The sequence below is a fragment of the Arthrobacter sp. NPDC056493 genome (assembly GCF_042795115.1).
Taxonomy (GTDB): Bacteria; Actinomycetota; Actinomycetes; order Actinomycetales; family Micrococcaceae; genus Arthrobacter.
Genome location: NZ_JBHTSL010000020.1, coordinates 62,272 through 73,901 on the forward strand (window position 1 = coordinate 62,272; position 11,630 = coordinate 73,901).

Sequence of the window (11,630 nt, forward strand, 5' to 3'; positions counted from 1 at the left end):
TGCCCGTCAGTTGGTTTCAAGTCCTTATCTGAGCACTACATTGTCCACCACTCCGTTGCTTGTTGGCTTTAAGCCAACATGGGCCGGAAGCGCACTGATTCCGGCCGCATCGCAGCTGAACTTTTGTGCGGCAGCTGCTTTTACCGTCCGATGCCGGGGTCACGGTCCTGCCGGGGTGTGAGCTCGTCGGTGCGGCGGGTCTCGTCGCGGCGGGCTTGTTCCTGGGCGCGACGGGCCTTGATCTGTTCGAGGGCTTCCTTGACGGCTTCCGGGCTTCTGGTGTCGGTGTCTGGCCGGTGGTTTTTGGCGCGGTTTTCGCGGACTTTGCGGGCGAGTGCGGCGATGCGTGCGGCGCGTTCCTGGGCGGGGCTGAGCTGTGCTTCGGTGCCGCGGGTTTCTTGGAGGTGGTCCACGACCTGCTCCGCAGGGGTCGGGGTTTCCTTCACAGCGGCTTCTACTTGGGCGGCTTCGGCCATGAGTGCGGCGTCGGCTGGTGCCAGGGGTTCTTTGGCTGTCTGGGCGCTGTATTTGTGCGTGGCCGTGACCCTAGCCGTGAGCTCAGCGCCGATGCCCTTGCCCTGGTGGGCCCGGGGCACTGGCAGGGTTTCGCTGGTGGGGATCCGGTAGGTGTCCCGGTAGGTGGAGAGTTCGACGGCGAGCTGGCGCCATTGTTCCTGCCGTGACGGGTCGGAGGGGACGGGTCCGAGTGCTGTTGCCCAAGCTGGGGGTTCGGCTGCGAGCTGGGCTCCGAGCCGTGTGGCTTCGGTGGCCATGAGTTCGCGGCGGGCCAGCAGTTCTTTCTGCCACAGGGCCGGGGTGTCCTTGTGGGTGACGACGTCGGCGGGCGCGAGCCATGCCGGCAGCCGGTCCGCTGCGGGTTGGCCGGCGACGGGCTGCGGCAGTTGGCGGCGCACTTCGATTTCGGCGCGGATCCGTCGGTGGATCTGGGCGGCGGCTTGGGCCGTGGTGGTGTTCTTGTCACGGCGGTAGTTGGTGAGGGCTCCGCGTTCGTAGGCTTCATCGGCACGGGCCTCGGCGTGCATCTGTTCGCGCAGCGCCTTTTCTTTGTGGAGTGAGGTGGCGAGCCAGCGGGCCTTCCGCGCGGTGACGGGGTCGTTGATGGTCGTGTCGGTGCGGGTTTTCTGCTCGGCGGCGCTGATCCGTGCGGTCAGGTCGTCGTCGGTGAGGTGTCCGTGCAGGCGGCGCTGCCAGGGGGTGTCTTTCTTCTCGGCCTTCCAGCCGCGCAGCAGGCTCTTCTGGTCCATGTCTTCGCTGGCATCGGTCCGGTGGGTGTCGGCTTTGGCGCGCATGAGCTCGCTGATGGAGCGTTGTTCGAGCCGGGTGAGGGCTTCGTCGCTCATTGATTCGAGGGGCCGGTGCCCGGACTCGGCGGCGCGGGCACGCCACCGGTCGAGGCGGTCTTCGATCCGCCAGGCGAGCACGGCGCCGGCGTCGTCGGAGGCGTCGAAGTCTCCTTCTCGGATGCTGTCGTTCAGCAGGTTGGGGATGTTGAAGCCTTCGTTTTCTGCGGCGCGGAGATGGGTCGCGATCGCACCCCAGGCACTGGAGTTAACGAACCTTCCGGCGGTGCCTTCGCCGAGTTCCCGGCGGGCGATGTTGGCCATGCGGAGTTCGTTGGCCTGGTGGTCGATGTCCCGGTACACCTCGGACATTTCCGGCAGGGAGCGTTGTTGGGCGCGGGCTGCTTCCATTTGTTCGTGGGCGGTGAGGTTCCCGTCGTGGTTGGCGGCCACGGCGGTCAGGACGTCGTCGAGGGTTTCCCCGTCGTCGACGATGCCGTAGAGCTGATTGGTTTCGCGCCCGCGGGAGGCTGCGACGTAAGCGAGGGAGCGGGAGAGTTTGGAGCTGATCAGGGCGTGTGTGGTGTCGCAGGTGATGCCTTGGGTGCGGTGGATGGTGGCCGCGTAGCCGAGCATCGTCTTCTCCCGGACGTACTCGGCCGGGAGGGTGATCGTTCCGGCGTGGTGGTCGTGGCGGACGGTCATGGACCCGTCGGGGTGGACTTCGCGGACGGTCCAGACGTCGTTGTTTTTCACGAAGTCCTTGCCGCGATTGGTGGCGAGCCGGCGGTTGTTTTCGCGGGTGACGATCATGTCCCCGGCCCGGGCGGTCAGACCGTCCCGGAGCGTCGCGGCCGGCCCGTCGGTGAGGTCCCCGTTGCCGAGCCGGTAGGCCTGGGCGCGGGAGTTCAGTTCGGTGACGGTGGCGTTGTCGAAGGCCATCATGATCGAGTGTTTACCGTCGTCGGTGTCCTGCTGCCAGGCGGTAAAGACCTGGGCGGTCATGGTTTCGGCGTCCCCGCCGACGACGCGGCGGTTGTCCCGGTAGAAGCCCCACGGGTCGTCCTGCCCGGTCGCAGGCGGTTCTCGCAGCGCCAGGGTGGCGTCTGCTTCAGCGTCGTTCGGTGTGCCGTCCGGGTTGCGGAACCGGTGCAAATCTTCCAGGTGCACGGCCCCGACGGTGTTCTTCAGCAGGCGCAGCGCGCCGCCGGATCCGACGGCGGAGAGCTGCTGGTCATCTCCCAGGGCCCGGACCACGGCACCGTACTGGTCGGCGATGGTGACGGCCGCGGCGAACATCTGGGTGCCGACCATGCCGGCCTCGTCGATGATGATGACATCGCCGGGGTTTGGGATGACCTTCTGCGGGGTATCTGTCTGGTGTCCGAGGACGAAGGAGTCGATGGTGGTGGCCTTGGCCCCGAGTTCGGTACCCATCACCGATGCGGCGACGGCTGTCGGGGCGAGGCCGATGACGCGGCCGCCGGCCTCGCGAACGCTGTCTGCGGCGAGTTTGAGGGCGGTGGTTTTGCCGGCGCCGGCGGGGCCGACACCGACCATGAGCAGGCGGTCGCCGCAGGCGAATTCCTTCGCCATGGCCAGCTGGCCCGCGTCGAAACGCTTGTCCTGTTTCGCCAGGGCGGCGTCGAAGGATTCGGCGGTGGCCGCGGGGATGACGATGCGCTGCGCGGCGGTCAGCAGCCGGTCTTCGCTGTGCAGGATCCCGGACGATGTGTACAGGGTGGAGTGGGCCTTGCCGTACTTGGACGCCCCGTTCTTCAGGCGCAGCGCAGCGATTTCGGGGGCCGGTGTTTCGGGGGTGATACGCAGCGAGAACTGGTCGATCGCGCGTGCCTTGACCTGCTCCAGGAGGGCCGGCGGGATGGGCAGTTCGCCGAAGCGGGAGCCGAGCCGGCGGCGGGTTTCGCCGTCGATGTGGTGTTCTCCCCAGACCCCGCGGGACCGCTCCAGGGTGTGGATGACAGCCTCTGCTTCCTGGGCCGGGTCGATCTCGTCGGCGTGCGCGACCATCCACAACGGGTCGTCCGCGTCGGCCTTTGCCCGGGCGTCGTGGCGGTGTGCGCGGGCCTTCTGCACGGCGGCCGGGCCGACCTCGACGCCGGGGATGCTGCCGAGCTCTTCGGTCCACTCCCCCACCAGTACGGAAAGCTGGCGTGCCTCTTTCTTTGCGGCGCGGGTGTCCAGTGTCGCCTGCTGTGCGAGGGCGATCATGGCCTTGGTGTTGGGTGCGTAGCCGTGGTCTTCGGTGAAGTCGGCGACGAGCCGGTCGAGGACGGGTTTGATGCCTTCGCGGCGGGAGGAGGCTGCTTCGATGGCGGCGACGTCGACGCCGGCGATCTCGATCACCGGCCGGTCACCGGCGACTTTGCGTTCGATCAGGCCGACGCCGAGGCGGGCGCAGATCTTCTCCATCACGGTGCGGTTGTAATGCTCGGAGGCGGCCACGTTGAACTGGTACAGCAACCGCCCATCGAGGCTGGACCACTTCCCGTCGGCACCCAGGACCTTGTTGGAAACCACGACGTGGTCGTGGAGTTGGGGGTCGCCGTTGCGGGAGTCGTAGTGCCGGAACTTGGTGTAGATCAGTCCACCGTCGACGTCTTCCTGGCGGACTCCGTTGCGTCCCCGGCGCGTGTACGTGGCTTCGCGTTCGAGGAATTGCATGGTCTCCTCGATGGCCTCATGGTGGGCGGCTTCGATCTGTTGACGGGCTTCGTCGCCGCCGATGGCCCACAGCACGGAGGCGGACTTGGCCGGCGCGAACACGAGGTCGTATCCGGCGACGGCCTGTGATCCGGGCTTGGTGTGGGCGGTGACGAAACGGCCGAGTTCTTCCTTGTCGGAGGCGTTACGGCCGTTGAGTTCGCGGAAGTACTGGGCGCCTTCCTTCATCCGGATCTGCCGGCGGGTGTCGGCGTCAGGTTCGCGGTGGTTCATCCGCTGGTAGTCGCCCAGGGCACGGTCGACGCGGGCTTTGAGTTCGTTGTCTTTTTGCCCGTAGCGCGGGTAACGGGCGCCCAGCCGGACATCCGCTTTGGGGTTGGCGGCGAGCATGGCCTCGGCGTTCGGGTGCAGGCCTTCGCCGAAAAGTGCTGCCATCTGGGTCTCGGTGACCTCCCCCGTGACGCCCAGATGCGCTACTCCCCCGCCGCCCCATTGGCCGGGTGGGTTGCCGTCCACGGTGTAGTAATCGCCCAGGGCGCGGTCGCCTGCGCGCAGCTCATCACCTGAGGCGACTTCACGGGTGTAGTACGTGTATCCGTCGCCGGCACTGAGCTTGTGCACGGTCATCACGGATGCCAGCCTACCCGGTCAGGGGCCTCATTCGTCGATGATGCATGAGGTGTGACAGATTTTGCTGTTTTGTGTTCTGCGGTTCGATGGACACGACGGAGGAGGTAGCCGGGAGCAAGGACAGGAAACGGTAGGATCGGGCCATCAAGGTTTTGATGCGGTTCTGCACATGAGAATGGGCGGTGGGTAACACGCTTTTCCGTTATCCACGGTTCGTTCGATTGTGTGGAACCGTCGCCCCGGGGTTATCCACGGGTGGGCAGCGGAGAGACTGTGGGTTTCTCGGAGCCGTCCACGGGTGGGAAAGCCGGGGCACTACCAGCCCGAGCGCAAGCGAGGACCGTTGCGGCGCACGCCGCCGGCCGTGGACCCGACCCGGCGCCAGCCGTACGGTGGGCTCCACGGCCAACCCAAGGGAAGGGAACCCAGATCATGGCAGCACCACGAAAGTCCGCGCAGCAGCTGGCGGCCCGGGAGAAGGCACGGGCCAAAGCGCAGGAGCTCACGGAGCGTCACGAGAAGCTCATCGAACTGGCCGCCGAGTTCTTCGAGCAGCAGGACCAGGCCGAGGTGATCCGTTCGGAGGCGAAGCAGAAGGCCGATGCTCTCCTTGCCAAGGCGGAAAAAGATGCCGTGAGCGCGGTCCGGAGCGCGGCGGAGAAGGTCCAGGCCATGCTGGACGCCGGCGAGGCCAAAGCCGCCGTTGCCGCCCGTCTGGGTGTCAGCGGCGCCGAGGTGAAGCGGATGGTTGACCTGGTCGCCCGGCAGGATGAGCAGGCCACGGAACCGGCGGCCGAACGGGCCGCCTAGACGAGTCTTTGCCGTTCATGACGCACGGTGGGCACGATGAAACGTCGGGGCCCACCGTGTTGTGTTCGTTAGACAGAAAAGGGCCGGCTGGTGTGCCGGCCCTTTTCCGTTCCTCGGCAAAGGAAAACTTTGAGTTCAGCTTTAGTCGAACCCAGGGTGGTGCGCAGCGTGCAGGCCGGGGTGTGTTCCTCGCGGCGCGGCATTTGGTCGTCACCGATAGCGGCGCGTTGACTGGCGGTCCGCCGCTGGTGAGTCGCTGCTGTGGTTCGCTCTGGGCGGCGGACCGCCCCGCGTTCGGGAGGTTCCCGGCCCTTCCGTGGTCAGTGGCCGGGACTTTGACGGGTGGTCGGGTTTCCGCCCGGCAAAGCCTCCTGTGAAGCTGCGGCGTCGTCCTCGATTAGCGTTTGCCGTGTAGCCCCACTGGGCGCTGACTGTGTCGGCCCTTCCTGGTGTTGGCTTTCCCTACGGGTTCGCCGGCCGGGCCGCATGTGGCCCGCGGGGATGCCGGGCCATTTCCTGCCGTTGTTGTACTTGCGCTGCAGCCGTCTCAGCTCCCGCAGGGTGGCTGCTTCGACGAGTTCGGTGATGGAAGCGTAGCCTTCGAGGCGGCCGACGGCGTCGACGGCGGCCCGGATCTGGTTCGCGTCCTCTTCGGTGAAGTATGGGGTGACGGTCTTGTTCTTCTTAGGAATGGGCATGCGTCGCTTTCGTGCTGGGATGCGGTGTCGCCGGTTTCACCATTCAGGTACCGCCGGCAGATCGACACGGCCCGTCGGGTTGGCGTCCTTACCGAACCATGCATCGTCATCGGCGTATTGGCGCGGGCTGATCGTGAAATCGTCGGCAGGGTGGCTGCCGGCCTGGCCGGCAGCTGTCGGGGTTGCCTGGCGGCCGGTTTGCCGCGCGACGGGCGAAGCGGCTGTGTAGCGGAGGGAGAGGCCGATCTCCTCGACGTCGAGTTCAGTGACGGTGCGCTTCTCCCCCGTTTTCGTTTCGTAGCTGCGGGGCTTCAGTACGCCTGTGGCGACCACGCGGGATCCTTTGGTGAGGGATGCTGCGGCGTGCTCTGCCGCCTCCCGCCAGACCGTCGCGCGGAGGAACAGGGTCTCGCCGTCCTTCCACTCCTCCGCCTGGGCATCGAAGGTCCTGGGGGTGGAGGCGATGGTGAAGTTCGTGACCGCGGACCCTGCTGTGGTGAACCGGAGTTCCGGGTCGTTGGTGAGGTTGCCGGTGACGGTGATGCTGGATTCGCCTGACATTGGTTTCGTTCCTTTATCTGCTGGTTGCGTATTGGCGGGGTGCTTGCGGCTGCGGGAGCCGGCCGGGTCCGGTGTCAGCCGGGGATAACGTCCCGGTCCGGTTCGGCTGCGGGGAGTTCGGGGTTGAGGATTTCGTCTGCTGCCTGGAGCAGTTCGCAGCGGAGCTCCCAGTCCCTGGTACGGAACCGGCTTTCGAAGATTTCTGTCAGGAGTACGTGGTTGGCCATCTCGTAGTCAGGGCCCTCCGGGCTGTCGCCAGGAAGGAGGGTGGCGCCGGTGAGGAAGCGGGCCTCGGGGCCTTCGGTTGGCGGGTTTTCCAGCCAGGCGAGGTTGTAGGCGGAGGCCAGCAGTTCGGGGTCGGTGCGCAGCAGATGCGGGACGTCGTTGCGGTCGAGGATTTCTGTGATGGTGGTGTCGCTGATGCTCATGATGCTGCGCCTTCCTGACGGGTGTTTTCGATGGCAATGACCTGGTCGATCTTGGCCGGGTCAAGACCGGACCAGCGGTTTTCGCTGCCGTCTTTGTCGTAGACGATGACGGGGACCTGGGAGTAGCCGAGCTCTTCGGTGATGTACTCGAACGCGGCTTGGTTGGTAGTGATGTCCACTTCGCGGAAGGCGAGGCCGGCCTCAGCGAATTTCTGCTTGGTCTTGGTGCAGCCGAAGCATCCGGAGGGCTTGGTGTAGATGGTGAGAGTCATGTTCAGTTCCTTGGTTTCGTATCACTCTGGTGAGGTTTGTCTGGCTGACTTTCTGCTTCCATTCTACCAATTATTCAACTGAATAAAAAGGCGTTTTACCGCTTATTCTAGGGCTTTTTGCTAAAAAACTTTGGGAGTGCACGGGGTGCGTCCGTCGGGTGCCGGCGAATAGCCACCGGCACCCGGTCCTCGGAATAGAGCCGATTTAGAAGGCGCCACGGCTGCTGCTGTAGGGCCGCTGCTGACTTGGGCGGATCGTTCCTGGGTCGTCCATGGCCGCTGTTTTTTCGCTCCTGAACCCGCACGCTGTCCGCGCGGGAAGGTGCGTCGTCTGCCATCAGCCGTCCGGCTGCGCGCCGGCGCGTGGCCGACACCGCTTTCTTAAAAGGCTGAGGCCGGCCCCTTGGGGCCGGCCTCAGTTTTTCCCTCGGCAAAAGGAAGCTTGTGCTGCAGCGTCGTTGCTGCGGAAGGTTACTGGTCCAGCGGGGATTTTTCCCAGGAGATGTCGACGGCGGAGGTGCCTTGCTGCAGTGTCAGCAGGGACAGTTCCAGGATGTCCTGGGCGTGGGTCGCGCCGGCGGGTGCGGCGTCGTCGTCCGTGAGGATGAAGTCGTGGCTCATGGTGCTGGCTCCCTGCCGTCAGTGAAATCATGCCCTTTCACTGTAGCCCGGCGGCAGTCACTGGCCCGGTTGGTGGTGCTGCGCCCGCGCCAGCGTTATCGGCGGCCGGAGGAGCGCCAGCGGGGGAGGCCGCCGCCGCGCACCGGGGGCCGGAACAGTTCCCGGTCCGGCCCCGGCGGTTTTAGCGGTGCCTCTTGTAGGCGGTGTCCTCGTCCTGTGCGACGGGGGCGATCCGTCCTTGGCTGACGACCCGGCCCATCAGTTCAGCGAGCCGGTAGCCGGGGGTGTCGGCGACGGCGGCGGTGAAATGGTCCGCGGCGATGGAGGACTGGCCTTTGAGGTAGGCCAGCCAGCCGATCAGGGTCAGCATCGGTGCCCGGTAGCCTGCCGGTGCTGCCTCGATCAGGGCCCGTGCTGTTTCCTGTGCCCGGTCGACGCGGTTCCAGTCCGGGGCGATCCCCTGGCCGATCAGCAGGTCCCCGCTTCCCTCGGCGTCGGTCCGGTCCGGGTCGATCACGTTGCAGAACAGCACGTCGCGCAGGTCCGGGCGTTGGAAGCAGGCCAGCAGCCCGATGGCCATGCCCTGGTCCGTGAAGCCGTTGCGGGTCAGGACCTCGGCCCACAGTGCCCGTCCGGTGTGCAGCTCTCCGGCCAAGACACCCGGCAGTGCCTCGTCGATGCGCCGGGCGGTGTCCGCCGGGCCGGCGAACGTCGCGTAGGTGGTGCCGGGCGTCTTTTGGTAGCTGCTGCCGCGGAAGACCATTTCGGCGTTCAGGTGCCCGTCGGTGATGGATTCCAGTGGTTCGGGCGGGCAGCACCCCTCGTCGCTGTCGCACAGCAGGTTCTGCCAGTACTCCGAGGTGACCAGCCACGCGTCTTTCAGCGGAGTTCCCGCGTTCTCGAGCGCCTGAATCATGGCCTCGACGTGGTCATGGAAGGGCCGCTGAACCGCGGTGTTCGGGTCGTGGTCGGTGTAGACGGCCAGCAGGACCGCGGTGGCCTGGGTGTCCAGCGCGAGGTAGTCCACCATGGCCGGAGCGAAACCGGCAGGATCTGCGACAACGGGGGCGTCGACGCGGAGCGTGGCGCCCAGCATGTCTCCGCGGAGGGTGACGAACACGAAGGACTCGCGGGGAGCGAACCCGAGCGTGTGCGGGATGAAGCCGAGGATGTCGGCCGGGCTGGAAATGCGGATCTTGTCGTTCATTTGGTGTTGCTCCTTCTTTGCCGAGAAGTGGGGTGGGTGGGGCGACCAAAGGTGACCGGCCAGCTCCCCTCTCCCCCCGTTGTTTTTTGGCTGCTGGCGGAGCTTGCGGAGCTGTGGCCGACGGAGGCCTGTCTACCCAAAGGGCAAGGGCCGGGAAATTCCCGGAGGAAAGAAGCGACGAAGGAGCGCCGCAGGGAAATTCCCGGGCCGCAGGCCCCTGAGGAACGAAGGGGCTAGACGGGCCGGAGCGGACACGTACAATCCGGAGGACAGCAGCCAAAAAACGTCGAAGACGTTAGACAGCAGGGCCAGGGATGGCCGGAGCTCTGCGACGGACAGCACTGGACCCCACAGCCGGCCACGGAGCGAAGCGGAGTGGACGCCCGATCCCGGGTTGAAGCGCAGCGCAAACCAGGACGAGCCCTGCGAGCCTGCTTTCCTTTGCGGGCCCCGCCGCTTCCGCCATCCCGGCCCCGCGTCCTGGGCGGGACCGGCGCCAGGGGCGCCACCGGTAACGGCGGTCCGCCGCGGGCAGCCATCCTGCAACTGCTCCACACTGTTTTGTGCTTGAACAGAAGTTTTGTGGCTTAAACAGAAAAGGGCCGGCTGGTGGGCCGGCCCTTTGCTGTTCCTCGGCAAAGGAAAGCTACGGTGTTCAGCTTAGCTGAGCCACAGGTACCCGCGGCTGTGGGCGTGGGGTGTGTTCCCCTGGCGGCGCGGCAGTTTGGTATGGGCCTGGCGGGTCGCGTGAATGGCGGTCCGCCGCTGGTGAGTGGGCACTGTGGTTCGCCGGGGGGCGGCGGACCGCCCCGCGTTCGGGAGGTTCCAGGGCCTGTATGTGGTGAGTGGCCGGGGCCCTGCCGGGCGGTGAGAGGTTCCGCCCGGCAAGGATCCTGTCAGGCTGCGGCGTCGTCCTCGGTTGGCGTGCCGCTGTCGAGGATGATCTGCTCGGTTTGGCTTGCCGTGTAGCCCCACGTGACCAGCTGGGTCAGGTAGTCCCGGTGGGTCTGGGACGGGGACCGCCACGAGTCCTTGGCGATGGTCTTCTCGTACCCGGCGCAGACCAGTGCGATGAGGGAGAACTCGGGCCGTGCCGTGGACTTGGCCACGTGGTCACGGAGCGGGTTCCATGCCCACGCGGTGGAATCTTCCATCTTCGCGCCGATCATCTCGGCCGCGACCTTGCCATCGTAGCCGCTGGCCGTTTCGGAGTGGTGGGTGATGGCGTGGACGGTGAAGTACTGCCAGCCCTTCGGGGCCTGCTTGCGGGCCAGCAAGGCTTTCACGAACTCGCGGCGGACCTTGGTCGCGGCTTCCATCTTCTTGTTGTTCTCGATCAGGGTTTTCCGCTCGGCTTTCTGTTCCTCGGTCATGGGGCCTTTCCGGGATTGCTGGCCACCGTCGTAGCGTTCGTATTTCGGAGTGAAACCCTGTTCCTTCCAGCCGGTGATGACGGGCTTGGCGGTGTGCTGGCCCCGGTAGTCGGTGCTGATCACGTAGGCGTTGGCGTCCTCGTCGGTGGCGGGTTCGCCGTTCGCACCGGTAGCCGCCGAGACGTACAGGTGTTCTTCGTCGGCGTAGTGTCCGGCGTCCTCCACGATGGCCTTGCCCTTAGCTTTCAGTTCCTCGATCAGCGCCGCGTGGGCGGCGGCGCTTTCGCGGCGGTCCCGCAGCAACTGGGCGACGTGCAACAGCTGGTCGGGTTCGTCCATGATGACGGACTCCAATTCCTCCGTTGCGTCCTCATCCCCTTCAAATTCGGCGAGGATGAGGGCTTCCTCGATGCTCCATCCTTTGCCCAGGGCGGCGGCTCCGGCGTCGGAGGCTTTGGCCTTCAGCGCGGATTCGACAGTGGTTTTGGTGCGTCCGGTTTTCTTCGCGATCGCGGCCGCTGAGACGCCGATCAGGGAGAGCTGGTGGTAGGCGTCTGCCTCGTCGGCTTCGGTTAGTTCGGCGCGCTGGATGTTCTCCACGACCTGCGTCACGATGCGTTCGGCTTCTTCGGGGGACTCGATGATCATGACCGGGATGATGGGCCGTTCGGCTTCGACGGCGGCGCGGGTGCGGCGCTGGCCCATCAGCACGTGCACGGTTCCGTCGTCCTTGCGGTGGGCGATGACCGGTTCCATCACGCCGTGTTCTTTGATGCTGGCGACGAAGTCAGCGGTGAGTGCGGCGTCCTTGCGGACGTTCACATCGACGGTCAGGGTGGCCGGGTCGATCATTTCCAGCGTGGGTGTTGCGTTCATTTGGTGTTGCTCCTTCTTTGCCGAGAAGTGGGGTGGGTGGGGCGACCAAAGGTGACCGGCCAGCTCCCCTCTCCCCCCGTTGTTTTTTGGCTGCTGGCGGAGCTTGCGGAGCTGTGGCCGACGGAGGCCTGTCTACCCAAAGGGCAAGGGCCGGGAAATTCCCGGAGG

The 11,630-nt window shown here is 66.0% G+C and carries 9 protein-coding genes; 1 reads left to right on the plus strand and 8 read right to left on the minus strand.

All coding sequences use genetic code 11. The features are described 5' to 3' along the window. Positions 1 to 140: 140 nt before the first annotated feature. Positions 141 to 4,613 (minus strand): MobF family relaxase, encoded by a 4,473-nt coding sequence (mobF, locus tag ACFQ50_RS10745; protein ID WP_377995524.1) that lies wholly within the window; start codon positions 4,611 to 4,613, stop codon positions 141 to 143. 435 nt (positions 4,614 to 5,048) lie between these two features. Between mobF and ACFQ50_RS10750 the strand changes: the two genes are divergently transcribed. Further along, a complete protein-coding gene (locus ACFQ50_RS10750; protein WP_377995512.1) occupies positions 5,049 to 5,426 on the plus strand; it encodes a hypothetical protein in 378 nt (125 codons plus the stop codon). A gap of 320 nt (positions 5,427 to 5,746) precedes the next feature. Here the strand turns inward: ACFQ50_RS10750 and ACFQ50_RS10755 are convergent, their stop codons facing one another. The 7 genes from ACFQ50_RS10755 to ACFQ50_RS10785 form a co-directional block, all read right to left on the minus strand. Then, the gene (locus ACFQ50_RS10755; protein WP_377995513.1) at positions 5,747 to 6,124 is read right to left on the minus strand and encodes a hypothetical protein; all 378 of its coding nucleotides are present in this window, start codon (positions 6,122 to 6,124) and stop codon (positions 5,747 to 5,749) included. Between the two features lie 36 nt (positions 6,125 to 6,160). Then, on the minus strand, positions 6,161 to 6,685 hold the full coding sequence (gene ssb, locus ACFQ50_RS10760; RefSeq protein WP_377995514.1) for a single-stranded DNA-binding protein: 525 nt from the start codon (positions 6,683 to 6,685) through the stop codon (positions 6,161 to 6,163). Between the two features lie 74 nt (positions 6,686 to 6,759). Beyond that, complete coding sequence (locus tag ACFQ50_RS10765) at positions 6,760 to 7,113, minus strand: hypothetical protein (protein ID WP_377995515.1); 354 nt, start codon at positions 7,111 to 7,113, stop codon at positions 6,760 to 6,762. Continuing rightward, entirely contained in the window at positions 7,110 to 7,385 is a 276-nt protein-coding gene (locus ACFQ50_RS10770; RefSeq protein WP_377995516.1) for a glutaredoxin family protein, read from the minus strand. Before ACFQ50_RS10770 ends, ACFQ50_RS10765 begins: the two co-directional genes overlap by 4 nt. A 471-nt stretch (positions 7,386 to 7,856) precedes the next feature. Further along, positions 7,857 to 8,006: a hypothetical protein gene (locus ACFQ50_RS10775; protein WP_377995518.1), complete on the minus strand. Its 150-nt coding sequence runs from the start codon at positions 8,004 to 8,006 to the stop codon at positions 7,857 to 7,859. Between the two features lie 181 nt (positions 8,007 to 8,187). Next, positions 8,188 to 9,213 carry a DUF4192 domain-containing protein gene (locus tag ACFQ50_RS10780; RefSeq protein WP_377995519.1) on the minus strand — a complete coding sequence of 342 codons (1,026 nt, stop codon included), beginning with the start codon at positions 9,211 to 9,213 and terminating at the stop codon, positions 8,188 to 8,190. Positions 9,214 to 10,109: 896 nt separating this feature from the next. Continuing rightward, positions 10,110 to 11,462: a ParB/RepB/Spo0J family partition protein gene (locus ACFQ50_RS10785; RefSeq protein WP_377995520.1), complete on the minus strand. Its 1,353-nt coding sequence runs from the start codon at positions 11,460 to 11,462 to the stop codon at positions 10,110 to 10,112. Positions 11,463 to 11,630: the final 168 nt, after the last annotated feature.